The sequence below is a fragment of the Serinicoccus kebangsaanensis genome (assembly GCF_008919445.1).
Taxonomy (GTDB): Bacteria; Actinomycetota; Actinomycetes; order Actinomycetales; family Dermatophilaceae; genus Ornithinicoccus; species Ornithinicoccus kebangsaanensis.
Map to the genome: position 1 here is coordinate 299,468 of NZ_VSLG01000002.1, position 24,485 is coordinate 323,952.

The window sequence follows — 24,485 nt, forward strand, 5'->3', positions numbered from 1 at the left end:
TTGACAGTAGGCGAGTCAGGGGTCCATGCTCACATCGAGCGGGTTTTGAACGTTCAAATCACGCAGGTCCAAGCCAACACGGCCACCCCGGTCGACGTCAAGGGAGACGCAGCATGTCGCGAGCCAGCGCCGCGCGCCGCGCCACGATCAACGACGTGGCGCAGGCCGCAGCCGTGTCCCGGCAGACGGTCTCCAACGTCCTCAACCGCCCCCACCTGGTGCGGGCGCAGACGCTGGAGCGGGTGCGGCTGGAGGTGGAGCGGCTCGGCTACCGCCCCAGCCAGGCGGCGCAGGGGATGCGCAGCCAGCGGGCGGGCGCCGTCGGGATCGAGCTGAACGCCGTCCACCGCGGCGCCTCGGACGTCGCCCAGCTCTTCCTCACCGAGCTGACGGTGGCGGCACCGCGCTTCGACGTGCACCTCGTGCCCTTCGCCGATGCCGGTACCTTCCCGGCGGTCGACGGCTACCGCGACATGGTCCGTCGTCGGCTGGTCGACGCCTTCGTGCTCTCCGACACCCATGTCGGTGACACCAGGCCGGGGTGGCTGCTCGACAGCGGCATCCCGTTCGCCGCCTTCGGCCGCATCTACGACCAGCCGGACCTCACCTGCTGGGCCGACGTCGACGGCGCGGCGGGCACCACCCAGGCGGTCGAGCACCTGCACGCCCGGGGCTACCGCACGGTCGCCTACCTGGGCTGGCCGCACGGACAGCCCGCGTCGGCCGTGGCGGACGCCCGCCGCGAGGGCTGGCGACGCACCGCCGGGTCCCTGGGCACGCTCGGACCGGAGAGCGCCTGCGAGCAGGACCTGGCGGACGCCGCCCTCGCGGCGGGCGCCCTGCTCGACCAGCTGCAGCCGGGGGACGCCGTCGTCTGCGCGTCCGACCTGCTCGCCCTGGGCGTCGTGTATGCCGCGTCCGCCCGGCGGTGGCGGATCGGACCGGACCTCGGGGTGGTCGGCTTCGACGGCTCGCTCACCGCGTCCCGGCACGCGCTCACCACCGTCCAGCAGCCGCTGGCGGACATCGCCGCAGCGGTGCTGCGACGGATCACCGACCAGCTGACCGGAGGCGCCGACGACCCCTCCGGTCAGCTGCTCGTCCCGACGTTGACCCCCGGCCCGTCCACGGACCGGTCGACGGCGACGGCATACATCCCCCTCCCCGCGCCGGAGCAGGACCACCGTCGGTGACCCCGGCGGTCCAACCAGGAAGGCACCACCCATGAAGCACATCACCCGCACCTTCGCCCTGGCCGCAACCGGGGTCCTGACGTTGAGCCTCGCCGCCTGCGGCGGCGAGGGCTTCGAGGACGACGGCGGAGGGGACGGCGAGGCCGGACAGTCCGAGGCCCCGGCGTCGGCCGACGGCCCGGCGAGCCTGCAGATGCTCATCGCCTCCTCCGGCGACGCCGAGACCCAGGCGGTCGAGGAGGCCGCCGCAGCGTGGGCGGAGGACAGCGGCAACACGGTGGACGTCACCGTGGCCTCGGACATGGGTCAGGAGCTGGCCCAGGGCTTCGCCGGCGGATCGCCGGCCGACGTCTTCTACCTGGACGCCGGCGCTTTCGCCACGAACGCCGAGGCCGGCAACCTGTACGCCTACGAGGCCGAGGACAACGACGACTTCTACGAGCCGCTGCGCGAGGCCTTCACCTACGAGGACCAGCAGTACTGCGCCCCGAAGGACTTCTCCACCCTCGGCCTGATCATCAACCAGAGCATGTGGGAGGAGGCCGGTCTCACCGAGGACGACCTGCCGACGACCTACGACGAGCTGGCGCAGGTGGCCGAGACGCTCACCACCGGGGACGTGACCGGGCTGGTCCTCTCGCCCGGCATCGACCGCGCAGGCGCCTTCGTGGTCGGCTCCGGGGGCTGGTGGATGAACGAGGACAACACCGCCCCGACGGCGAACACCCCGGAGGTCGTCGCCGGCCTGCAGGTGGTGCAGGACATGATCAGCTCGGGCTCGGCGGCCCTGTCCAGCCAGGTCGACACCGGCTGGGGCGGAGAGGCCTTCGGCACCGGCCGGGCGGCCATGACGATCGAGGGCAACTGGATCAAGGGCGCTATGAGCAACGACTACCCGGACCTGGACTACCTCGTGGCCGAGCTGCCCGAGGGCCCGGCCGGTCCGGGCACGCTGCTGTTCACCCAGTGCTGGGGCGTGGCGGCGCAGTCCGAGGCGCAGGCGCAGGCCGTCGAGCTGGTCAACTACCTGACCAGCGCCGAGCAGCAGATGGCCTTCGCCGACGCCTTCGGGGTGATGCCGTCCCGTCAGTCGGCCTCCGAGGACTACACCGCGGCCTACCCCGAGGACGAGGCCTTCATCGCCGGCGGTGACTACGGCCACGGCCCGATCAACGTCCCCGGCATCGCGGACGTGGTGGCCGACCTGAACTCCCAGCTGGAGAACATCGGCAGCGCCGACCTCGAGTCCGTCGTCGAGTCCTTCGACAGCAACGTGCAGGCGGTGCTGGGCCGGTGAGCTCCCGGGACCCGCAGCGCCAGCCGGTCGCGGGGTGGCTGTTCATCACCCCGATGCTCGTCGTCCTGGGGCTGTTCCTCGCCGCCCCGATCGTCATGGCGCTGTGGGTCTCGGTCTCGGACTGGACGGGCCGCGGGAGCCCGTTCTCCTCCGAGGTCAGCTTCGTCGGTGCCCAGCACTACCGCGACCTGCTCGCCACCGACGGTCTCGCGCGCCAGGACTTCATGACCTCGATGCGCAACACGTTCTACTACGTGCTGGGCGTGGTGCCGGCCCAGACCGTCCTCGCGCTGACCCTCGCGGTGATCGTCAACCAGCGCTTCCTGCGCGGGCGCACCTTCTTCCGCACCGCGTTCTACTTCCCCTCCGTCGTGAGCTCGGTGGCGATCTCGCTGGTCTTCCTCTTCCTCTTCACCGGCACCGGGGCGGTGAACCAGTTCCTCGGCCTGTTCGGGATCTCCGGACCCAACTGGTTCGCCGACTCGCGCGGCGTGCTGCACGTCGCCGGTGACGCCGTGGGTCTGTGGGACGCCTCCGCACCGCCCTCCGGCCTGGCCGGCACCGAGGTGCTGAGCCTGTCCCTGTGGGAGTGGCTCGCCGGACCGTCCGTCGCCCTGAGCGCCATCATGCTGCAGGTCGTCTGGACGACCGCGGGGACCTTCATGCTGATGTTCCTGGCTGCGCTGCAGGACCTGCCGGCCGAGGTCGACGAGGCGGCGATGGTGGACGGCGCCAACCGGTGGCAGCGGTTCATGAACGTCACGGTGCCGCACCTGCGGCCCACCATCCTGCTGGTCATCACCCTGGGCATCATCGGCACCTGGCAGGTCTTCGACCAGGTCTACATCATGACCGACGGCGGCCCGGCCAAGACGACGCTCACCCCGGCCTACCTCAGCTTCCAGACGGCCTTCGAGAACATCGACTTCCCGAAGGGCGCCGCCATCGCCTTCCTGCTGTTCGCCCTCATCTTCGTGCTGACCCAGCTGCAGCGCTTCCTGCTGCGGGACCGCGACGAGGCGCGCCAGCGCCGGGCCGAGCGGCAGCAGCGCCGGCAGCGACGGCATACCCCCGCCCGACCGACCTCGGAGGTGTCCGCATGAGTACGACGACCCGGACGGCTGCGCCGAAGACGAGCGCGCCCGCCGTCGGCGAGCGCGACACCTCGGTCAAGAAGGTGGTCGTGTATGCCGCGCTCATCGCCTTCGCGATCATCTACATCTACCCCTTCGTGGTCCAGCTGGTCACGGCGTTCAAGACCAACGCGGACGCGGTGGACCACCCGCTGTCCCTGATCCCGGACCCGTTCAGCCTGGACGCGTGGAACCGGCTGCTGGACACGCAGTTCCCGCTGTGGTTCACCAACTCGTTCGTCGTGACGATCTTCGTCACGGTGATGCGGGTGCTGTTCTGCTCGATGGCGGGGTATGCCCTCGCCCGGCTGAAGTTCTTCGGCCGGGACACCGTCTTCCTGCTGCTGCTGGCCGTGATGTCGGTGCCGGGCATCGTGCTGCTCATCCCCAAGTTCCTGGTCATCAACTACCTGGGCATCTACAACTCCTACCCGGCGCTGATCCTGCCGCTGGCCGTGGACGCGGCGGGCGTGTTCATCATGAAGCAGTTCTTCGAGCAGATCCCGCCCTCGATCGAGGAGGCCGCGCGGATCGACGGTGCCGGGCCGTTCCGGACCTTCTGGTCCGTGGTGCTGCCGATGGCCAGGCCGGCGCTCATCACGCTGACTATCCTGTCCTTCCAGGGGTCGTGGAACGAGCTGGGGCACTTCATCATCGCCACCAACGACTCGGACCTCTACACCCTCACGCGCGGGTTGGCGAGCCTGACCAGCGGTGGTCTGGGGTCCGGCAACCAGTTCCCGATCACGATGATGGCGGGCCTGCTCATGACCATCCCGTCGGCCATCGTCTTCATCTTCTTCCAGCGCTACTTCACCCAGGGCGCCAACGCCGGCGCCGAGAAGGGCTGAGCCGGGGCGAGGACCACGGACGGCGAAGGGCCGCCACCCCTGACGGGTGGCGGCCCTGTCGCGGACTCAGGCTGACTCGGCCTGATGCCTCACAGGCCGCTGACGCGGTCCTCGGGGGCGCTCAGGTCCGGGTTGGCCTCGAGGTAGTCGACCAGGTTGGCGAGGTCCTCCGGACCGCCGACCAGGTCGGTGCCCTCGGTGAAGGCGGTGAAGCTGTCGCCGCCCTGCTGGAGGAAGTTCAGGGTCGAGACCCGGTAGGTCTGATCCATCTCCAGCGCGACGCCGTCGAGCTGCATGTCGCTCACCTTGCCGCCCTCGGGCTGGCTGTCGTCCCAGGTGTAGGTGAAGCCCTCGGAGACGCCCAGCGCGAGGTAGGGGCGACCGCGGTCCGGGACGTACTGCTGCTCCAGGACCGCCTTGATCTGCTCGCCGGTCATGTCGATCGAGACCAGGATGTTGCCGAACGGCATCACGTTGTACGTCTCCTGGTAGGTGACCTCGCCCGGCGCCTCCTCGTTGCTGATCTGGTCCACCAGCAGGCTGGCCCGGACGCCGCCGACGTTCATGAACGAGATCTGCGCCCCGCCCTCGTCGTCGCCGTCGGTGCCCCAGAGGATGGAGTCGGCCACGAGGCCGGCCATCGGGGTCTCGATGCCGCGGTCACCGCCGGCGTCGCCGGTGATGTCCTCGGTCACGGTGCCGACCACCTCGCCGGCGAGCACGGCGGACCGCGCGACCCACTTGTCGACCACGCTGACCATCTCCGGGTCGTCGGTGATGGACTGCAGCACCAGGTGGTTGTCCGCCCGGGCCCGGTCACGCGTCACGTCACCGGTCTCCCGGGAGATGGTCAGTGCCGTCTCGGTGACCACCCGGCCGTACTGGTTGGCGCTGGTGACCAGCCGGTCGGCACCGGCCGGGTCCGGGATGGAGCACACGTAGGGCTGGTGCGTGTGGCCGGTGACCACCGCGTCGATGGCCGGGTCGAGGTTCTCCGCGATCTCGACGACCGGGCCGGAGATGCCCTCACAGCCGTTGAAGACGCCGGTCTGGTAGCCGCCCTCGTGCAGCAGCACCACGATCGACTCGACACCCTGCTCGCGCAGGCTGGCCGCCTGGGCGTTGGCCGTCTCGACCTCGTCCAGGAAGTCGACGGTGGACACGCCGCCCGGGCTCACCAGGGTCGGGGTGTCCTCGAGCGTCATGCCGATGAAGCCGACGTCGACGCCCTCGACCGAGCGCACCTCGGTGGCGGGCAGGATCGGCTCACCAGTCTCGTTGTCCACGACGTTGGCGGCCAGCCACTGGAAGTCCGCGCCGTCGTAGGGCTCCTCCTCGAAGCACCCACGCTCGGGGTGGCAGCCGCCGTTCTGCATCCGCAGCAGCTCCTCGACGCCCTCGTCGAACTCGTGGTTGCCGACACCGGAGATGTCCAGGCCCGCGACCTCCAGGGTCTCGACCGAGGGCTCGTCCTGGAAGAGACCGGAGACGAAGGTGGAGCCACCGATGAGGTCACCGGCCGCGACCGTCAGGGTCTGCTCCTCGAAGGAGCGGGTCCGCAGCGCATCCAGGGTGGCGGAGAGGTTGATCGCCCCGCCGACGAGGTTCTGGTCGGGGTCCTGCTCCGGGTCCAGGACGCCGTCCTCCTCCTCGATGTGACCGTGGTAGTCGTTGAACGACAGCATCTGCAGGACCATCTCGTCGACCCAGGCCGGCAGCGCGGCGTCCAGCGCGGCCGCGACGTTGTCGTCGTCGAGCGCGGCCGCACCACCGAAGAGGACGGCGCCCTGCGGCGACATCGCGTCGAGCGCGGCGAGGGTGGTCGCCGGGATGCCGCCCGGACGGCTGAGCAGCAGCGGACCCTCGTGGTATGCCGCGAACGCGCCGCCGCTGAGGGCGTCCGGGTAGTTCTCGCCGCTGGCGAGGTAGGCGACCGAGTCGTACTCGTAGGACGAGGCCAGGGCCACGGCCGTGGCATACCGGTCCGGGCCGAAGACCCGACTGGTGTCGGGCACCAGCTCGGTCACGGCCGCGACGACGTCGTCGGAGACGGCACCCGAGCCACCGAGGACGACCACGGAGGCGGGTTGCAGGTCGGCGATGACCTCGGCGGTGCTGTCCTGCAGCGTGTCCGGGTCGGTCAGCAGCATCGGGACGCCGTCGCGTCCGGCGCGGGCGCCACCGGTCAGCGCGTCCGGGAAGTCCTCGCCGGTCGCGAGGTAGAGCACCGGGAGTCCGGTCGGGAAGAGGCTCGCGAGCTCGGCCGAGGTGTCGTAGCGGTCCTCGCCGGAGATGCGCTCGACGTCGGCCCCGAAGCCCTCGAGCTCGGTCTCCACGTCCTCGGAGATCGCGGCCTCGCCGCCGACGACGATGATCTGGCTGGGTGCGAGGTCGGTGAGCGCCGAGGCGGTCGCGTCGGGGAGCTGGTCCTGCCTGGTGAGCAGCATCGGGGTGGGGAGACCCGCACCCTCGACGTCCGGCTCGGCCACGCCACCGGCGACACCCGACATCGACGCGGGGAGCTGGGCGCTCAACGCGTCCGGGAAGAGCTCACCGGAGGCGATCAGCACGGTGCCGGTGGCGTCCTGCGGGAAGGCTCGGGCGATCTCGGCGGCCGTCCCGTAGCGGTCAGGTCCGGAGATGCGCAGCACCTCCGTCGGGTCCTCGATCTCGGGGGCTGCCGGCAACGCCGACGGCGGGGCTGCCGGCGAGGTGGCGGCCACCGCGGCACCTCCGCTCACGAGCGCGGCCGCGGCGCCTGCGGCCACCAGGCCGCGACGCGCGAAGAGGGTTGGGTGGGACATGCGTTCAGATCTCCTCACGGGGTCGGACCGAGCTCGTCGTCGAGCTCGTCAACAGCAACGTAGCCCATACCTCACCGGCTCGACCCGGCGAGCGGGCTGCGGTCAGGTGAACGGCCCCTGGACAGCCGGGGAACGGTGATGAGGAGCGTGTGACTGATGTGATCGATGGGGTTCGTGGTGCACTCTTCGTCACGAGTTGGCAAACATTGTGCAGGTGGGGGTACCGCCCGGACGCCCCCCGACGTAGGCTTCCCACCAGCGTCGGGAGACCACATCGCGGTGTCGCTCGGCGCTACGCAGTGCTTACAGGCAGAATCGGTTCACATGCGGCGGCGCCTCGGCCCGCCGGGTCAAGGGGTTGACGGGCACATGGCAGGCAGCGGGGGATCTCGACGTCCCGGGGGAGCGCGGCTGCTCGCGTCGTCCATGCTCACCGGGGCGCTGGTGCTGTCCGGGACGATGGCCCTGGCGGACGGCGAGGACCAGACCGTCGTCGACCCGGCCGCACCCGCCACGCCCGCGGACGGGACCGACCAGATGGTGGTCGCCGCTCCCGACCAGGGCACCGACGAGAGCGGCACGACGGACCAGCACGGGTCCCCGTCCACCGGCACCGGCTTCCGCTACGGCGGGATGCCGGCCGGCCCGGCGACCCTGGTCACGCTCCCCGAGGACCCGGCATACCCGGTCCCCGAACCGCCGGAGAACGACGCTCTCCCGACCCAGGTGGACGAGGACACCAGCTATCAGGACCAGGTGTCCTGCGATCCGGAGGACCGCCCCGGGGTGACCGCCTTCGCGATGCTGCTGTCCGAGCACTACGGCCGGACGGCCTGGAGCGGTGCCCGCGCCTGCATCGACTACATGAGCCAGCATCACGACGGCCGCGCGCTGGACTGGTCGCTCAACGCCTTCGACCCGCAGGACCGCCGCATCGGCGACGCCGCCGTCACCTGGCTGACCGAGAACGACGGCGAGATGATGCGCCGCTTCGGGATCGAGTACGTCATCTGGAACGGCCTCATCTACATGAAGGACGACAACGCCTGGCGTCACTACGTCGGCGCGAGCCCGCACACCGACCACGTGCACCTGTCCTTCACCTGGGACGGCGCCATGATGCGGACCTCGTGGTGGACCGGGGTCGCGGTGACCGAGCCCGACCTCGGGCCGTGCGCCACGACATCGGCGCAGTATGCCGCGATCCACACCTTCCCCCGGTTCGAGGCGTGCTCCGACACGGCGATCGGGACGCCCTCCACCGAGTTCGGTCGGGTGCGCCCGGGTGAGGCCGGGCCGGGCGTCTCCATGCTGCAGACGGTGCTCGGGATCGAGCCGAGCGGGGTGCTGGACGAGGCGACCCGCACCGCGCTGATCGACTGGCAGACCGAGCACGACCTCCCGGCCACGGGTGTGGCCGACGCCGTCACCTACGCGGCGGCCCAGGGGATCGAGCTGGGCGAGGTGCCGGAGTCGGCGCTGGCGGTCCTCCCCGAGGACTGGCAGGTCTCGGAGTTCACCCCCTACCGGCGGACGACGCTCACCCAGGGTGCCGAGGGCAAGGCCGTGGTCGTCGTGCAGGAGGCCCTGGGCGCCGAGCCGGACGGTGTCTTCGGGCCCAAGACCGCCGAGGCCCTGGCCGCCTTCGAGGAGACCGTCCCGGTGCTGGCCGAGCAGGCCGAGCGGCGGGGCGACGAGCCGGCCGCGGTCACACCCCTGACCTGGCTGTTCCTGGAGCGTGCCGTGCACCCCACGATGGCGCTGCGCGACATCGAGCTCGCCGAGGGCAGCAGGGACATGGCCGGGGACCCGGACGGAGAGCTCGCCGCGGCGGCGACCCTGGAGGGTCGCACCGACAGCCCGTATGCCGGTGGCGCCGTCACCCTGCTGCAGGAGCTGGTGGACGTCGAGGCGGACGGCATCTTCGGTCCGCTGACCGCCGAGGCCGTGGCCGAGCTGCAGGAGGCCGCGGGCCTCGAGCCGACCGGCGTCGTCGACGGACCCACCTGGGCGGCGGTCGAGGAGGTCGCCATCGAGACGGAGCGGCTCGCCGGGGCGCCCGGCCTGGAGGCCCAGCGGGAGCGCGAGCGTCGCGAGGCCGAGAAGCGCGAGGCGCAGGAGCAGGAGCGCCGCGAGGCGCAGGAGAAGGAGCGCGAGGAGCAGGAGCGGCGCGAGGCCGAGCACGAGGCCGCCGTCGCCAACGCCGACCGCTGAGCCTGTCGCAGCGGTCCGAGGCTGCCGCGACCTGCCCGGCGACCCAGGAAGCACACACCGGGGCGAGGCAACGTGCCAGCGGGCCCGTCGCGTCCTAGGGTGGACCGGACCGAGGCGACGGAGGGTGCATCGATGAGGCGGACATGGGTGGCGACGGTGGCCGGGCTGACCGTGGCCCTCGGTCTCAGCGGGGCCGGACTGACGTCCCTGGCGAGCAGCGCCGACGCCGACATCCCCGAGACCCAGGCCACCAGCACCGCCGTGCGCTGGAGCGGGCTGGGGCCGGCGCCCTGCCCGGAGGGCATGACCCGCAGGGTGAGCATCTACCGCAACGGCATGGACGGCTCGCTGCCACAGCCACGCTTCAACAACGGCTGGACCTCGGTCTCCTCCAGGGACGGTTCGGCGGCCCGGGCCTCGGTCTCCTCCGGTGACACCAGCGACCACCTCTTCCTGCCCTACGACCGGGTCGACGTCGACCGGCGGACCATGCTCGGGTTCTCGACGCGCAGCACCCAGGGCAACTCGACGCACACCCGTGCCCAGGTCAACTCGGTGGACCTGCGGGTGCAGGCGAGCCAGTCCTGGGACGGGCGGGTCTACGACGTCACCGCGGCCACCGACGACGAGGGCGGCCAGCTCGGCACCTGGTTCGAGCACACCAGCGCGGGCGCCAGCACCCGGTGGGACCTCGACAATGTGCAGATCTACACCTGCCGCAACGCGCCGGTCTCCCGGGTCTCGGGGTCGGACCGGTATGCCTCGGCCGCCCAGATCGCCGCCACCTACCCGGCGGACGTCCCGGTGGCCTACCTCGCGACGGGGGAGAACTTCCCGGACGCGATCGGTGCCTCCGCCCTCGCCGGACACCGCAACGCACCGGTGCTGCTGACCCGACCGGGCAGCCTGTCGGCGTCCACCGCGGCGCAGCTGGACCGGCTCTCGCCCGAGCGGCTCGTGGTGCTCGGCGGCGGCGCGGCGGTGAGCAACGCGGTGGCCCGGGAGGCGGGCGGCTATGCCGGGTCGACGACCCGGATCACGGGTGCCACCCGCTATGACGTCTCTGCGGGGGTCGCCGCGTCCTACTCCCCGGGCGGCTCGGTCCTCTACGTCGCGACCGGGGACAACTTCCCCGACGCGCTCGCGATCGGCGCGCTGGCCGGTGACCAGGGCGCGCCGGTGCTGCTCACGCCGCAGGGAGGGCTGCACCCGGCGGTGGAGAGCGAGATCGCCCGGCTGAACCCGGGCCGGATCGTCGTGGTGGGTGGCTCGGCCGCCGTGTCGAACACCGTCCTCACCCAGCTGCGACGGCATACCGCCGGGTCGGTCACCCGCATCTCCGGCCCGAACAGGTATGCCACCGCCTCGCGCATCGCCCAGCGCTTCGACCCCGACCCCGCCCGGGTCTACGTCGCCACCGGCGAGAACTTCCCGGACGCGCTCGTCGGTGCGGCGCGCGGCGGAAGCCAGGGGGTGCCGGTGGTCCTGACCCCGCAGGCGCAGCTGTCCCGCGAGGGGCGCTACGCCCTGCGCGCGCTCGAGGCCCGCCGGGGCGTGCTGCTCGGCGGGTGGGCCGCGATCAGCTCGGTGGCCATGGACCAGGTCGGCGCGCACGTCGGGTGACGGAGGAGACCAGCATGGAGACGACACATCGGCTGCTGTCCGGCGAGACGGTGCGGATCGAGGTGCCGGACGCCGCCGGGCTGCCGAGCGGGACCTCGCTGGGCGTGCTCGCGCTCGAGGGGGCCGGCCAGCTCGAGGTCACCTCCGGGCTGGAGGCGGACCTCGCCTTCTACCTCGAGGTCACCGGGACCAGGCTGGAGCGTGAGGTGAGCCTGCGGGACGGCCGGACCCTGCGCTACGGCCGCTTCGGCGGCGACCCGGAGCAGGGCTTCGGCTGGGCCGTCGCGGTCGACGCCCACCAGCTCTACGGCTTCACCGTGCCCGTCATGGGCATCGAGGAGCTGACCGGCTATCTCGCCGACGTCGACGTCCAGGGGGATCGGCTCGGCCCGGTGCTGACGCCCTCCGGTCGGGTCGGCTGGTCCGACTACCGCACGCAGACGGTGGCGCAGGTGGTGGAGCTGGCGGGCACCTCGCCCGGAGGCGGGGACGGCACCGGTCAGCTGGGCTATCTGCTCGACATCCGGCGGGCCCGGACCGGCCAGCTGCAACCGGGGCAGTCCGCGGGGACGCGGGTGCGAGGGGGACTGCTGTCGCGGTCCTCGGACGCCGAGCGGCACCCGTATGCCGTGCTGGAGAACGCGGACTTCGTCACCTACGGCATGCCCGGCAACGAGGAGATCGTCGACGCCGTGATCACCTCGATGTCGGAGACCGTCGTGGAGCTGGGCCGATGAGCCTGCTCGGCAGCGCCGCCGGACTCGCGGTGGGCCTGGTGCTGCTCGCCGCGGGCAGCGCCCACCTGCGGCGACCGCAGGAGACCGTCCGCGCCCTGCGGGCGCACACCCTGCTGCCGTCCGCCCTGGCCCGACCTGTCGCGCTGGGCCTGGGGCCGGTGGAGGTCGCGCTGGGGGTCGGTCTGCTGGCGGCGGGGGCCGGGGCGCTGGGGGCCGGTCCGGCCCGCCTGCTCGCCCTCGGAGCCGCCCTGCTGTGCTCCGCCTTCACCGGATACCTGTGGGCCGTCCAGCGCCGCGTGGCCGGGACCGGGGCCGAGGTGCCCTGCGGCTGCGGCCTGGGCACGACGCCGGTGACCCACTGGGCCGTGCTGCGGGCCGGGGTGCTGACCCTGCTCGCGCTAGTGGTGCTCGTCGCGGCCCCCGCCGGGTGGCAGGCCGAGCCGGGCGCGCCCGTGTGGGCCCAGGTCTGCGTGGCCGGCTGCGCCGGACTGGCGCTGGCGGTGGCCACCGCGGCCCTGCCGGCCGCTCGCGCCGTGCCCGCCGGCCTGACCACGGTGGGCCAGGTGGCCCGATGAGCTTCACCGCCTCGGCGCTGGTCCTCGCCTTCGTCGCGATCGCCCTGCTCGCCCTCGGCCTGGCCGGGCTGCTGCGCCAGGTCAGCCTGCTCACCCGCCAGCTGGAGGGCGGGCAGACCGCCCGTGCCCGGACCTCCGGGACGTCAGGAGCGCGCACGACGCAGGAGCTCGTCGGCTTCCGCGTCCCGGACGACCTCGCCGGGCAGCTGCTCGACGGCGGGAGCGGGCATACCGTCCTCGCGTTCGTCTCACCCGGGTGCAGCTCGTGCTCCCTGACCCTGCGCGGACTGGCCGCCGACCCCGCGGTCCGCGACGGGACCCTCGCGCTGACCCTGGTGTCCGCCGGGTCCTGCGAGCCGGGGCTGGCCGACGCGACCGGTGCGGGCCGCCTCACCTGCGTGCCGCAGGGACGCGCCCTCATGGACCGGCTCGCGGTGCCCGCGACGCCCTACCTCGCGATGCTCGACGCGCGCGCCACGCTGCAGGCCGCGCTGCTCCCCGACGAGGACACCGACCTGGCCGGGTGGCTCCGCCAGGCACGCACCCCACTGCCGATGCGACAGGAGCGCTGATCGATGATGCGGTTCGACGACCTGCCCGAGGCCGACACCGGGCGGCTGCGGGACCGGTTGCGGCGCACGCCCAGCCGGCGCGGCTTCCTCGCTCGCGTGCTCGGTGCCGGGACCGCGGTCGGGGTCGGCTCGCTCGCCCTGGTGAACCGGGGCGGCAGCCGGGTCAAGGCCGAGGCGGCCTACTTCCTGGACTACACCGACACGACCACCGGCCCGTGCGCCACCTACGCCCGGGACCACACCGAGCGCGGCATCCAGTGCGGTGACTCGCCGATGTGCCGGGACCAGGCGTGCTGCTGGAAGTACCGCTCCGGCGCCGGCAACCTGGTGGCCTGGCACAAGAACGGCCCGGGGGTCGACCGCTACTACACCCACCGGCCGGACGACTGCTGGGGCGGCGTCTACGACTCGTGGAACTGGAAGTTCAGCGACGGGCGGACGTGGCGCTGCTCGGACGGCTGGACCTGCTCCGGCTCCGGTTCGTGCATGGCGACGATCTGCCCGTGGGCGATCTAGACGATCCCGACCTCCCGGTCGTCGCCGATGCGGCGACCGGCATCCCGGCCGCCCGGCGCTGGGTGGCGGACCCGCTGCCGCTGCTGCTGCTGGTCGCCGCCGCCGGCGCGTTCACTGTCCTGCTCTCACCCATGGGCGGCCCGGTCTGGCTGGTGCCGGCACTGTTCGGCGTCGTGGTGGCCGGCCTCGCGCTGTCCGGGAGCACCTGAGGCGTCAACAGCGCCTGGGCGCTGGTGGCCTCGGTCCGGGGCCGACATCTCCAACTCGTCCTGTGGGTGGCCTTCGCCGCCGGGACCACGCTGGGCGGCGCCGCCACCGGCGCGGCGCTCGGCGTGCTGGCCGGGCTGCTCAGCCCGGTGCCCGGGACGGCCCGCCTGGTGGTCCTCGCGGTCGCCGTGCTGGCGCTGACCGTCCTCGACCTGGTCTCACCGTCCCTGCCGCTGCCGCAACGCTCGGCGCTGATCCCGCAGGAGGTCTTCGCCCGCGGGATCGGCCGGGGCGGGTTCCGCTTCGGTCTGGAGTACGGCTGCGGCTGGCGCACCCTGGTGCCCTCGGCCGCGTCCTACCTGGCCGCGCTGTTCGTGCTGCTCGTCGTGCCGCCGTGGTGGGCGGCGGTGGTCCTGGGCGCCGCCTTCGGCTTCTCCCGCTCGTGGGCGGTGCTCTCCTGGATCCTGCTGGGCCGGCCGGGCTGGCAGGCCTTCCTCGCCCGTCACTCGCGGCTGCTGGAGCGGACGGGCAGCGTGGCCGCCGCCGGGCTGCTGCTCGCGGCCGCCTGGGCGCGGCTCGGCGGCTAGGGTGTCTGGCATGGCGCGTCCCCACATCGCCGCCCTGATCGAGGACTCGGTCCGGCGCCGGATGGACTCCCGGCTGCGTCGGCGCGGGTGGCACGAGCGCGTCTTCGGGTATACCGGCTACGGCACCCCCACCCATGGCCGCGTCTTCGCCCGCGTGCTGCTGTCCCGGCACGAGCCGGAGGAGGCCCGCACCGCGCTCACCCACGCCCAGGACTCCCTGCTGGACATCGCCCAGCGCGGGTGGCGCCTGTTCCTCACCGCACCGGCCGTCGACGTGCCGGTGCGGGTGCGCCTGGGCGAGGCGGAGCTCACGACGCGCACCGACCGGGGCGGCTACGTCGACGTCGAGGTGAGCGGCCACGGCCTCGCACCGGGCTGGCAGGAGGCATACCTGGAGATCAGCAACGGCGACTCGCTGACCGTCTCGGTGCTTGTCGTCGACCCGGACGTCGCCGTCGGCCTGGTCAGCGACATCGACGACACGGTCATGGTCACGCACCTGCCCAGGATCCTCATCGCCGGGTGGAACACCTTCGTGCGCTCCGAGCAGGTCCGCCAGCCGGTGGCCGGGATCAACTCCATGTATCGCGCGCTGCTGGCCGAGACGCCGGGCATGCCCGTGTTCTACCTCTCGACGGGCGCGTGGAACACGGCTCCCGCGCTGACCCGCTTCCTCCGGCGGCACGACTTCCCGATGGGGCCGATGCTGCTCACCGACTGGGGGCCGACGAACAGCGGCTGGTTCCGCTCCGGCCAGGAGCACAAGGAGGAGGAGCTGCGGCGGCTGCGGGACGACTTCCCGGGGATGCGGTGGATCCTCGTCGGCGACGACGGCCAGCACGACCCGGTGATCTACGGCCAGTTCGCCGAGGAGCACCCGGAGGCGGTGGAGGCGATCTGCCTGCGCGAGCTCACCCCGGCGGAGCAGGTGCTCTCCAGCGGTCTGCCGGTGCCGACCGACGAGCTGCTCGGCAAGCGGGTGCAGGTGCCGATGCTCAAGGCGGCCAACGGTTTCGGCCTGCACCACCTGCTGGTGGGCGCCCGGTCGCGTGACGGGGGGAGCGCCGGTGCCTGAGCTGCCCGAGGTGCAGGCCCTCACCGACTTCCTCGCCGACCGGCTCGCGGGGCGGGTGGTCACCGATGTCGAGCTGGGGTCGATCGCGGTGCTGAAGACCTTCAACCCGCCGCCGGACGCCCTGGTCGGCGCACCGGTGGACGGCGTGGGCCGGCACGGCAAGTTCGTCGACATCGACGTGGACGGGACGCACCTGGTCTTCCACCTGGCCCGCGCCGGGTGGCTGCGGTGGTACGACGAGGTGCCGGGCACGCAGGTCCGGCCGGGCAGGAGCCCGATCGCCCTGCGGGTGCGGGTGGATGACGGTGCCGGCTTCGACCTCACCGAGGCCGGGACCAAGAAGGGCCTGGCGGCCTATGTCGTGACCGACCCCGAGCAGGTGCCCGGCATCGCCTCGCTCGGCCCGGACCCGTTGGCGGACGACTTCGACGAGGCGGCGTTCGCGGCGCTGCTCGAGGGCAGACGCACCCAGATCAAGGGGCTGCTGCGGGACCAGTCGGTGATCGCCGGCGTCGGCAACGCCTACTCCGACGAGATCCTGCACGCCGCCCGGCTCTCCCCCTTCGCCCTCGCCGCCGGGCTGACATCCGAGCAGGTGAGCACGTTGTATGCCGCGCTCCGGACCACGCTGGAGGCGGCGGTCCTGGCCGCCGAGGGCAAGCCGGCCGCCCAGCTCAAGGACGCCAAGCGGGCCGGGATGAACGTCCATGGCCGCACCGGGCAGGCCTGCCCCGTCTGCGGCGACACCGTGCTCGAGGTGTCCTTCGCCGACTCCTCGTTGCAGTACTGCCCCACCTGCCAGACCGGGGGCAAGCCGCTGGCGGACCGGCGGATGTCCCGCCTGCTGCGCTGAGGCCGACCTGACAGGCCCTCGGGGGTCAGTCGTCGACCGGGAGGGTGAAGACCTGGCCGTGCCAGCCGAAGTCCCGCGCCGCCTCGACGTTCGCCACGCGGTCGTCGGTGAACCGGACCTCCGCGCGACCCACGGTGCGACCGAGGCGACGCTCGATCTCGGCGTGCGCGACGGCATACGCCTCGGGCGCGGGCTTGGCGAACCCCAGGTCGTGCGCGTTGAGCAGCATCGGGGCCAGGTGCCCCAGGCCGATCTGGGCCAGCTCGTCCGGCACCCGGTCGGTGCCGTTGGTGAAGACGTAGGTCGGGATGCCCGCCGCGGTCAGGTCGTCGACGAGCGCGACGGTGCGGTGGATGGGGGCGCCGCGGTCGGCGGACCAGCGCTCCATCACGGTCGACACCAGGGTGTCGGTATGCCCGAGCTCCAGCAGGTGGGCGCGCATCGCGTCGATCCACTCGGCATACGTCCCGCGGCCGGTCACCATCGCCGCCGCCTGCGGTAGGGCGAAGGCGATCTCGGGCAGCCCCATCGGCTCCAGCCCGAGCTCGCGCTCGCTGCGGGAGCGCTGCCCGTCGGTGCCGAAGTCCCGGAGCACCCCGTCGAGGTCGAGCACCGCCACCCCGGCCCGTCGCAGGAAGGCCGCGAGCCGCCACGGGCGCTCCGGCACGGGCTTGGCGGCCACCACGTCGGCGACCGGGACCCGCGTCTCGCCGGAGCGGGTGCGCACGACGACCTCGGTCTCCGTGCGCTCGACCAGCTGACCGAGGGTGTCGGTCGCCCGGTCACCCCCCTCGATGAGGTGGCGCACCACGACGCGGGCGCCCAGCGGAAGTCTGTCGGTGAGGTCGGGCACGCTGGTCCGCGTCAGGCGACGACGGGGTCCTGCCCGTCCCGCCCTCCGGCCATGGACTTCCCGCCCCGGCTCCACGCCTGCATGCCGCCGTCGACGTTGACCACGTCGAAGCCCTGCTGCACCAGCCACTGCACGGCTCGGCCTGAGCGGCCGCCGCTGCGGCAGACGACCGGCAGCGACCGGGTCGTCTCGGGCAGCTCGTCGATGCGGGCGGGCAGGTCGCCGAGCGGGATGTGGACCGCTCCGGGCGCGTGGCCGGCGGCCCACTCGTCGGGCTCCCTGACGTCCACGACGACCGCGTCGTCCGGGACGTCCGTGGCGGCGATGCTGGGGATGTCGCTCATGGCTTCACTATGACACCGAGCGCCGGGGCGTGGCCCACCGCGGGTACCTCCGCCTCCCGATCGGCGTGTCTGCGTGTCTCTGACAGATCCGCTAGAGAAGCGCATACGGTGCCATCGTGGATCCGATCAAGAACCCGTATGCCCCGGGCGCCGGCCAGCGCCCGCCCGAGCTCGCCGGCCGCGACGAGCAGCTCGACCGTTTCCGGGTGGTGCTGGAGCGGATCGCGCACGGGCGCCCCGAGCGGTCGATGGTGCTGACCGGGCTGCGGGGAGTCGGCAAGACGGTGCTGCTCAACGCGCTGCGGGGGACAGCGGTGCGTGCGCGCTGGGGGACGGGGAAGTACGAGGCGCGGCCGGAGCAGGGCATGCGGCGCCCGATGGCGGCCGCGCTGCACGTGGCGGTGCGCGAGCTGGGGCACCCGCAGGGCGACGAGGTCGACCACGTGCTCGGCGTGATCAAGGCGTTCGCGCAGAAGGACCAGCCGGGGGCGAAGCTGCGGGACCGGTGGAACCCGGGCATCGACGTCGCCGCGGTCACCGGGCGGGCCGACTCGGGCGACATCGAGATCGACCTGGTCGAGCTGCTCACCGACGTCGGCGGGCTGGCCGCGGACGTCGGCAAGGGGGTGGCGATCTTCATCGACGAGATGCAGGACCTGCAGCCGGATGACGTCTCGGCGATCTGCGCGGCCTGTCACGAGCTGAGCCAGTCCGCGCTGCCGGTGATCGTCGTCGGCGCCGGTCTGCCGCACCTGCCGGCCGTGCTGTCGGCCAGCAAGTCCTACTCCGAGCGGCTGTTCCGCTACACCCGGATCGACCGGCTGTCGCGGGAGCAGGCCGAGCGCGCGCTGCAGCTGCCGGCGGAGGACGAGGACGCCGCCTGGTCGCAGGAGGCGCTGACGGCCATGTATGCCGCGACCGGCGGCTACCCGTACTTCCTCCAGGCCTACGGCAAGGAGGTGTGGGACCTGGCGCCGGAGTCGCCGATCGGCGCCGACGACGTCCGGGTCGCCGGGCCGGAGGCGGAGGCCGAGCTGGCGGTCGGGTTCTTCGGGTCGCGCTACGAGCGGGCGACGCCGGGGGAGCGGGAGTACCTCCGGGCGATGGCCGACCTCGCCGCCGAGCGGGCCGACGCGGGGGAGGAGCAGGACGAGATCGAGTCGGTGGCGACGTCCGACATCGCCGCCCACCTGGGCCGCAAGCCCCAGTCCCTCTCGCCGGCGCGGGACGCGCTGCTCAAGAAGGGCCTCATCTACTCCGGCGAGCGGGGCCGGATCGCCTTCACCGTGCCCCACTTCGGGAGATACCTGCGCGAGCACACCTGAGCCGGTGATGGTGCCGTCGACGCGCCGGTGCCGATCGGCTCATCCGCGCACGTGCGTCGCTGAGCCGGCCCGGACGGGAGTGTCGCCGGGACGTCACAGGGTGCACGGTCCGAGGCGCGGGTCGATCCTGCTCCGCGCCTCACTCGAGATCGACGCGCAGCTCTCGGCCGAGGGCGGCACCCATCCGCTGGACCTCGTCCCTGATCGCCGTGACCGGCGCTCGTCCCTCCGCGAGCCAGGTGACGGTGACGTCGTCTCCCGTGCGCGCCCAGGTTCCCGACACCACGCCACCGGCCACGACCGGGTGGGCCTTGCGGGTCATCCACTCGCGCAGCTGCGGCGGGGTGACCCGCACGTCCTTGGTGCTCACCCCCATGACCCACTGGTCGTGCCCGGGCAGCAGCCGCACGCTCCCTGTCGGCCGCGCCGCCCGGAACGCCTCCAGGTCATCCGCGGCGACGTAGGCCTCCACGCCCTCGATCTCGACGGTGGCCAGCTCGTCGGCGAGGCCGGCGAGCCACCGGTCGAGCCGCCTGCGGCCGGCGCTGAGCCCCTCGCCGAACCAGTAGTCGACGTGCGCGCGGGTCACCGGGCCGTAGGTGCGGACATAGGCCAGCACCGCCCGAGGCCCTGCATCCTCCAGGTCGGGCACCCCGGCCCACCGCGGATTGCTCTCCAGGCTCTGCACCGTGCGCCGCCCGTCCTTCCCCGGGCCGAGGCTGAGGTCGCCCTGCCACGACAGCGGCTTGATCAGCGTGCCCGCACCGTCGTCGAAGACGGCCCGGAGGTGGCGGTATGCCCGGTGCCGGGCCAGCTCCTCCCCGAGCTCCGGCACGGTGAGCGGGCCGCCGCGCAGGGCCTCCCGCACCGCGGCTCGGAAGTCCGGCCACTCCTGCGCCTCGAGCCGGTAGTGCTCCACCCAGCTGCGCAGCTCCCACTGCCGCCCCGCGCACCGGACCGACAGGTAGAGTCCTGCGTCCTCCGGGGTCAGGTAGTGCAACGAGCCGCGGTAGGCGAAGGCCACGACCACCTCACCGGAGGCGTGGGCACGGGCCAGGTCCCCAGCCTGTCCATGGGCCTGCCGCGCGGTGATCGCCGAGTCGGCGAGCGACTCGTCCATCGCGAGGACGGCCCCCAGCCTGCGCACCACATCGGTTGCCGAGATGTCGCCCCTCGGCTCAAGCAGGTGCTGCCTCATCCGCCACGACAGGGCCGACGTCCAGGTCACCGAGGCTGGTCGTCCACCCATGAGGTCAGCCTGCCACCGGCCGTCGAGCCCTACGCCGCGAGGAGGACGCAGGAACGAGCCGTGGGCACGTCAGGCCGGCACCACTCCGAAGTACACCTTGTAAGAAGCGCCGAGGCCGGCCAGCAGAGGACTCTCGATCTTGTAGCCGATCGCGCCGAAGGTGCTGTTCTGTGTCCGTGCCGCCAGCAGCACCATGTCTCGTGCGCTGACCGTGATGTTGGCGGTGCCGATCCGGTCGTCGCCCCAGTCGAAGGCGTCGTTGATCGCCCCACCGAGGGCAGGCATGAGTGCCCCGAGACTCGGTGCAGCGGCCGCGGCGATGAAGGGACCCACGATCGGGATGAACCCGAGCGCGACCACGCCCGCGGAGTGCACTGCCATGCAGGTGTCGACGATCTGCTGGCGGTACTTGTTCGGATCCCCAAAGTCGTGCTCCATGAGCACCACCCCGATGTTGAGGCCGTACGGGCGGCCCCGATAGAGCTCGAGCAGGTCGGGACGCTGCTCCTTCGCATCCACGTCCCCGTAGACCTGGCTGTTGACTCCCCACGCCTGCCGGGGGGTGCTGAGCGCGAAGATCGCGTAGGGCTCGTCCGCACTGGATGACTGGTCCCAGTCGGTCTCACCGAAGCAGTGCATCCCTGTGTAGTGCACGACCACATCGCGCAGATCGATGGCTCCGGTGTCCGGCCACCAGTAGATGCCGCCGTGCTGGAATTCGTTGGCGCGTCCACCGTCCGCGAAAGCCACCTCGTCGCTGACCGGGTAGCCCAGGTAGGACTTCTCCCAGCCCAGGGCGGACCACCGTGCGCGGATGTCGCCATAGATCGTGTGCGCCCCGGTCTGCGGGGTCCAGTAGATGGAGGCGGTGCTGTTGTTGAAGTGGTTGAACCTGCCGACCCCGTCTGGGGTCGGCAGTTCGTCGGTGCAGGGGACGCCGTAGCCCAGGCCGCCCGCCTCCTGCCAGCGCTCGTAGATCGCACCGTGCATCTCGTACGCCGCGTCGGTCCCGGCGTCGTAGACGATGGCCGAGGCCGAGAACCGCCACATGCTGCCGATGAGGGTCTCGACCCGCTTGCCGAGGGCGGCCTCGCCGCCCAGCGCGTCGAACTTCGCCTTGATCTTGGCGTCCTTCGCCAGCAGATCTGTGAGAACGGGAAAGTGGTCGGCGCCGATGCGCTGCTTCACGCTGGGCGTGAACCGGTCGGCTCCGGTGATCCTGTCTCGCTCGGGGTCGAACGTGTGGTCGGTCTTGATCTTGCCGGGCATGGCGCCCTCCTGGCTGTGGCGTGGTGCGATGGCTTCGCCGACCGCATCACGCAAGGTGCGGGTGTGACGTGGTAGCCGGGAGGGCTACGGACCGGGCCAGGGGCGGGGAGCGAGTGGTCCGAAGACATCATCAGTATGTGACCGGTGCTCTCACCCCGTCAACAGACTTCACGCCACTCGGCGACGGGCGCTGATCAGCTGACGGTTGGAGTGGGCGACGAAGCGCTCGCCTCCAGCATGCCGCAGCGCCGGTCGGCGGAGGCATACCATGGCGTCGACCTGGACCGGAGGACACCGATGAAACTGCTGCTCACCTCGGGCGGAGTGACCAACGCGAGCATCGAGGCCGCGCTCGTCGGGCTGCTCGGCAAGCCGATCGCGGAGTCGAGCGCCCTGGCGATCCCGACGGCGGAGTATGCCCACCCCATGTGCGGGCCTGAGTCGGCGCGACGCTTCGTCACCGGGGAGATGCCGCCGCCGATGTGCGGCCTGCCGTGGAGGTCACTCGGTGTGCTGGAGCTGACCGCGCTGCCCACCCTGGACCGGGACCGCTGGGTCGGCTGGGTGCAGGATGCGGACGTGCTGCTCGCCGCGGGCGGGGACGCGGCCTACCTCGCCCACTGGATGCGCGCCAGCGGGCTCGCCGACCTGCTGCCGGACCTGCACGACACCGTATGGGTCGGGCTGAGCGCCGGCAGCATGGTGATGACCCCGCGCATCGGTGGCCCGTTCGTCACCTGGCGACCAGAGGGCGGGACGGACCGGACCCTCGGCGTCGTCGACTTCTCGATCTATCCGCACGTCGGCATGAACCCGATGGAGGGGGCCGACCGCTGGGCGGCGCCGCTCGGCGTCCCGGCCTACGCCATCGACGACGAGACCGCCATCCAGGTGGTGGACGGCGAGGTCACCGTGGTCTCCGAGGGCACCTGGCGGCACCTGCCGCTCGCCCCGGCGTAGCCCTCAGAGGGCGGTGAGGAACTGCTGCACCCGGTCCAGCACCAGGGCGCAGGCCTCGGCGTCGTAGGCGGGGAGTGAGCTGTCGGTGAACAGGTGCTGGTCGCCGGGGTAGACGAAGAGCTCGGCGGCCGGCGTGGAGTCGGCCAGCTCCCGGGCGGCCGGGAGGTCCTCGTCGAAGAACTCGTCGCCCTCCATGCCGTGGATCTGCACGGGCACACCCTCCGGCCACGCCGACCCGAACTCGGAGACGGGGAGGCAGGAGTGCAGCAGCAGGGCGCCGCGCGCGCCCGGCGTCGTCTGGGCGAGCGCCTGGGCGATGGTGACGCCGAAGGACAGACCGGCATACACCAGTCCTCCTTCCAGCTCGCTCGCGACGGCCGCGCCGCGCTCGCGGAGCACGTCGAAGCCGGTGTCCCGGGCGAAGCCGAAGCCCTCCTCGATGCTGTCGAAGGTGCGGCCGTCGAAGAGGTCCGGTGTGTGGACCGTGTGGCCGGCGGTCCGCAGCTCGTCGGCGAGCGCCTGCACGCCGTCGGTCAGTCCCTGGATGTGGTGGTAGAGCAGCACGTCGGCCATGGGTGTCTCCCGTGATTGATCGAAAAGTATGGAACGTTCGACGATGCTAGTCTCATCTGCCGTGGATGACCAGCCCCCCGACTACGAGCTGGCCGACCGGATGGCCCTGACCACCGCGGCGCAGGTCCGCGCGATCGGGCACCCGCTGCGCACCACGATCCTCCAGCTGCTGCACGAGCGGGCGGCGTCCGTGACCGAGCTGGCAACCGCGCTCGGGCGACCCAAGAGCACGGTGGCGCACCACGTCCAGGTGCTGGCCGGCACCGGGTTGCTGCAGGTCGTCCGCACCCGCAAGGTCCGCGCCATCGAGGAGCGGTTCTACGGCCGCACCGCCCGGCTGTTCCACGTGGCGCCCGAGCCGGCCGCCGGCGGCGAGGCGATGCCTCGTGACTTCAACGACTTCGCCGTCGCGGCGCACGAGTCCGCCACGGCCTACGAGCAGGGCGAGTTGTGGGGATTCATCCGGCACGCCCGGATCTCACCGGACCAGGCGTCCGCGTTCTGGAGCCGGATGGCCGAGCTGGTCGACGAGTTCGACCGGCTGCCCAGGTCGGGTGCAGTCTCCTACGGCTTCGCGGTCGGCATCTATCCCACCGACCACCCCACGCTGCCGACGCCCGAGGATGAGCGGGAGCCGGAGCGCTGATCGACGGCGGTGTGAGCAGACTCACGAGAGGCGGTGCTCCTGCTGGTCAACGGGGGTGCCGAGGCCGTTCCTGACCGGAGTCTGACCGTCACGTGGGTGTGACGTCCAGACTTCTCGCGCACGGTGGGGAGTGGTCGCGGGGGAGCCCGCGACCATGATCCCTGGAACTCGACCCCGTGAGGTTTTCACATGCAGCACCGTGCCACCCGCCCGCGCCGTCTCGGCGCCGCCGTCGCCGCCACCGGCCTCGCCGCCCTTGCCGGCACCGTCTCCGCCGGCTCGGCACAGGCCGCCAGCGGCGAGACCTGGGACCGCGTCGCCCAGTGCGAGTCCGGCGGCAACTGGAGCATCAATACCGGCAACGGCTTCTACGGCGGTCTGCAGTTCCTGCAGAGCACCTGGGAGGGCTTCGGCGGCACGCAGTATGCCGCGCGCGCCGACCTCGCCAGCCGCGAGCAGCAGATCGCCATCGCCGAGAACGTCCTGGCCGGCCAGGGCCCCGGCGCCTGGCCGGTGTGCTCGGTCGAGGCCGGCCTGACCGCAGGCGGTCCCGCACCGGCCGAGCCGGCTCCGGAGCAGCCCGCCGAGCAGCCCGCCCAGGAGCAGGCGGCTCCCCAGCAGCAGGCAGCCCCGCAGCAGCAGGCGGCCCCGCAGCAGCAGGCCCAGCCGGCCGCCCCGGCCGAGGACCCCGTGCTCGCCGAGCACGTCATCGTCGCCGGCGAGACCACCGGGACCATCGCCGCCGACCACGGCACCACCGTGGCCGAGCTGGTGGGCATCAACGACCTCTCCCACGGCGGCAGGCTGATCTTCGCCGGTGACGTCCTGCTCGTGCCTGCGCACGGCGCGGGCGACGCGGACTACACCGTCCAGCGCGGTGACACCCTGGCCACCATCGCGGCCGAGCACGGGGTGGACATCAACGCCCTCGTCGCGGCCAACGACATCGCCGACCCCGACCTGATCATCGAGGGCCAGGTCCTCACCATCGGCTGACCCCGGCACCCGGACGCACCCGCGTCACGCACG

General features: G+C 72.3%; 24 protein-coding genes. 18 read left to right on the forward strand and 6 right to left on the reverse strand.

Annotation, left to right across the window (positions count from 1 at the left end):
* The first annotated feature begins 113 nt into the window (after positions 1-113).
* The 4 genes from FXF60_RS03510 to FXF60_RS03525 are packed head-to-tail and all read left to right on the forward strand — an operon-like array spanning position 114 to position 4,474.
* Complete coding sequence (locus tag FXF60_RS03510; protein ID WP_151523871.1) at positions 114-1,193, forward strand: LacI family DNA-binding transcriptional regulator; 1,080 nt, start codon at positions 114-116, stop codon at positions 1,191-1,193.
* A gap of 31 nt (positions 1,194-1,224) precedes the next feature.
* The gene (locus FXF60_RS03515) at positions 1,225-2,490 is read left to right on the forward strand and encodes an extracellular solute-binding protein (RefSeq protein WP_151523872.1); all 1,266 of its coding nucleotides are present in this window, start codon (positions 1,225-1,227) and stop codon (positions 2,488-2,490) included.
* Positions 2,487-3,593 (forward strand): carbohydrate ABC transporter permease, encoded by a 1,107-nt coding sequence (locus FXF60_RS03520; protein ID WP_238335678.1) that lies wholly within the window; start codon positions 2,487-2,489, stop codon positions 3,591-3,593. The genes FXF60_RS03515 and FXF60_RS03520 overlap by 4 nt, the downstream gene beginning before the upstream one ends.
* Positions 3,590-4,474, forward strand: coding sequence for a carbohydrate ABC transporter permease (locus FXF60_RS03525; protein ID WP_151523873.1), 885 nt, complete (start codon positions 3,590-3,592; stop codon positions 4,472-4,474). Before FXF60_RS03520 ends, FXF60_RS03525 begins: the two co-directional genes overlap by 4 nt.
* Before the next feature lie 89 nt (positions 4,475-4,563).
* Here the strand turns inward: FXF60_RS03525 and FXF60_RS03530 are convergent, their stop codons facing one another.
* On the reverse strand, positions 4,564-7,278 hold the full coding sequence (locus FXF60_RS03530) for a cell wall-binding repeat-containing protein (RefSeq protein ID WP_151523874.1): 2,715 nt from the start codon (positions 7,276-7,278) through the stop codon (positions 4,564-4,566).
* A 369-nt stretch (positions 7,279-7,647) separates the two neighbouring features.
* On the opposite strand from FXF60_RS03530, the gene FXF60_RS03535 reads away from it, so the two are divergent.
* The 10 genes from FXF60_RS03535 to FXF60_RS03580 all read left to right on the forward strand — a co-directional run bounded on the left by FXF60_RS03535 (position 7,648) and on the right by FXF60_RS03580 (position 16,237).
* Positions 7,648-9,492 (forward strand): peptidoglycan-binding domain-containing protein, encoded by a 1,845-nt coding sequence (locus FXF60_RS03535; RefSeq protein WP_192796575.1) that lies wholly within the window; start codon positions 7,648-7,650, stop codon positions 9,490-9,492.
* A gap of 132 nt (positions 9,493-9,624) precedes the next feature.
* Positions 9,625-11,115 (forward strand): cell wall-binding repeat-containing protein, encoded by a 1,491-nt coding sequence (locus FXF60_RS03540; RefSeq protein WP_151523876.1) that lies wholly within the window; start codon positions 9,625-9,627, stop codon positions 11,113-11,115.
* A 14-nt stretch (positions 11,116-11,129) separates the two neighbouring features.
* On the forward strand, positions 11,130-11,852 hold the full coding sequence (locus FXF60_RS03545; protein WP_151523877.1) for a hypothetical protein: 723 nt from the start codon (positions 11,130-11,132) through the stop codon (positions 11,850-11,852).
* Entirely contained in the window at positions 11,849-12,427 is a 579-nt protein-coding gene (locus tag FXF60_RS03550; RefSeq protein ID WP_151523878.1) for a MauE/DoxX family redox-associated membrane protein, read from the forward strand. The genes FXF60_RS03545 and FXF60_RS03550 overlap by 4 nt, the downstream gene beginning before the upstream one ends.
* Complete coding sequence (locus tag FXF60_RS03555; protein WP_151523879.1) at positions 12,424-12,999, forward strand: hypothetical protein; 576 nt, start codon at positions 12,424-12,426, stop codon at positions 12,997-12,999. The genes FXF60_RS03550 and FXF60_RS03555 overlap by 4 nt, the downstream gene beginning before the upstream one ends.
* A gap of 3 nt (positions 13,000-13,002) precedes the next feature.
* A complete protein-coding gene (locus tag FXF60_RS03560; protein WP_151523880.1) occupies positions 13,003-13,515 on the forward strand; it encodes a hypothetical protein in 513 nt (170 codons plus the stop codon).
* A complete protein-coding gene (locus FXF60_RS03565; protein ID WP_151523881.1) occupies positions 13,503-13,724 on the forward strand; it encodes a hypothetical protein in 222 nt (73 codons plus the stop codon). The genes FXF60_RS03560 and FXF60_RS03565 overlap by 13 nt, the downstream gene beginning before the upstream one ends.
* A gap of 66 nt (positions 13,725-13,790) precedes the next feature.
* Positions 13,791-14,309: a hypothetical protein gene (locus FXF60_RS03570; RefSeq protein ID WP_151523882.1), complete on the forward strand. Its 519-nt coding sequence runs from the start codon at positions 13,791-13,793 to the stop codon at positions 14,307-14,309.
* 10 nt (positions 14,310-14,319) lie between these two features.
* On the forward strand, positions 14,320-15,384 hold the full coding sequence (locus FXF60_RS03575) for an App1 family protein phosphatidate phosphatase (protein WP_151523883.1): 1,065 nt from the start codon (positions 14,320-14,322) through the stop codon (positions 15,382-15,384).
* Positions 15,377-16,237 carry an Fpg/Nei family DNA glycosylase gene (locus FXF60_RS03580; RefSeq protein WP_151523884.1) on the forward strand — a complete coding sequence of 287 codons (861 nt, stop codon included), beginning with the start codon at positions 15,377-15,379 and terminating at the stop codon, positions 16,235-16,237. The genes FXF60_RS03575 and FXF60_RS03580 overlap by 8 nt, the downstream gene beginning before the upstream one ends.
* A gap of 25 nt (positions 16,238-16,262) precedes the next feature.
* Here FXF60_RS03580 and FXF60_RS03585 read toward each other — a convergent pair whose 3' ends face one another.
* Positions 16,263-17,090: an HAD family hydrolase gene (locus tag FXF60_RS03585; protein WP_151523885.1), complete on the reverse strand. Its 828-nt coding sequence runs from the start codon at positions 17,088-17,090 to the stop codon at positions 16,263-16,265.
* An 11-nt stretch (positions 17,091-17,101) separates the two neighbouring features.
* The gene (locus FXF60_RS03590; protein WP_151523886.1) at positions 17,102-17,434 is read right to left on the reverse strand and encodes a rhodanese-like domain-containing protein; all 333 of its coding nucleotides are present in this window, start codon (positions 17,432-17,434) and stop codon (positions 17,102-17,104) included.
* Between the two features lie 116 nt (positions 17,435-17,550).
* Between FXF60_RS03590 and FXF60_RS03595 the strand changes: the two genes are divergently transcribed.
* The gene (locus tag FXF60_RS03595) at positions 17,551-18,759 is read left to right on the forward strand and encodes an ATP-binding protein (protein ID WP_151523887.1); all 1,209 of its coding nucleotides are present in this window, start codon (positions 17,551-17,553) and stop codon (positions 18,757-18,759) included.
* Between the two features lie 139 nt (positions 18,760-18,898).
* Here the strand turns inward: FXF60_RS03595 and FXF60_RS03600 are convergent, their stop codons facing one another.
* On the reverse strand, positions 18,899-20,008 hold the full coding sequence (locus tag FXF60_RS03600; protein WP_151523888.1) for a DNA glycosylase AlkZ-like family protein: 1,110 nt from the start codon (positions 20,006-20,008) through the stop codon (positions 18,899-18,901).
* A 69-nt stretch (positions 20,009-20,077) separates the two neighbouring features.
* Positions 20,078-21,331 (reverse strand): LGFP repeat-containing protein, encoded by a 1,254-nt coding sequence (locus FXF60_RS03605; RefSeq protein ID WP_238335679.1) that lies wholly within the window; start codon positions 21,329-21,331, stop codon positions 20,078-20,080.
* A gap of 243 nt (positions 21,332-21,574) precedes the next feature.
* On the opposite strand from FXF60_RS03605, the gene FXF60_RS03610 reads away from it, so the two are divergent.
* Complete coding sequence (locus FXF60_RS03610) at positions 21,575-22,237, forward strand: Type 1 glutamine amidotransferase-like domain-containing protein (RefSeq protein WP_151523981.1); 663 nt, start codon at positions 21,575-21,577, stop codon at positions 22,235-22,237.
* Positions 22,238-22,240: 3 nt separating this feature from the next.
* On the opposite strand, the gene FXF60_RS03615 is transcribed toward FXF60_RS03610, so the two are convergent.
* A complete protein-coding gene (locus FXF60_RS03615) occupies positions 22,241-22,810 on the reverse strand; it encodes a dienelactone hydrolase family protein (protein WP_151523889.1) in 570 nt (189 codons plus the stop codon).
* A gap of 61 nt (positions 22,811-22,871) precedes the next feature.
* Here FXF60_RS03615 and FXF60_RS03620 point away from each other — a divergent pair, with 61 nt between their 5' ends.
* Positions 22,872-23,456 carry an ArsR/SmtB family transcription factor gene (locus tag FXF60_RS03620; RefSeq protein ID WP_238335680.1) on the forward strand — a complete coding sequence of 195 codons (585 nt, stop codon included), beginning with the start codon at positions 22,872-22,874 and terminating at the stop codon, positions 23,454-23,456.
* A 189-nt stretch (positions 23,457-23,645) separates the two neighbouring features.
* The gene (locus tag FXF60_RS16915) at positions 23,646-24,452 is read left to right on the forward strand and encodes a transglycosylase family protein (protein ID WP_151523891.1); all 807 of its coding nucleotides are present in this window, start codon (positions 23,646-23,648) and stop codon (positions 24,450-24,452) included.
* Positions 24,453-24,485 lie beyond the last annotated feature (33 nt).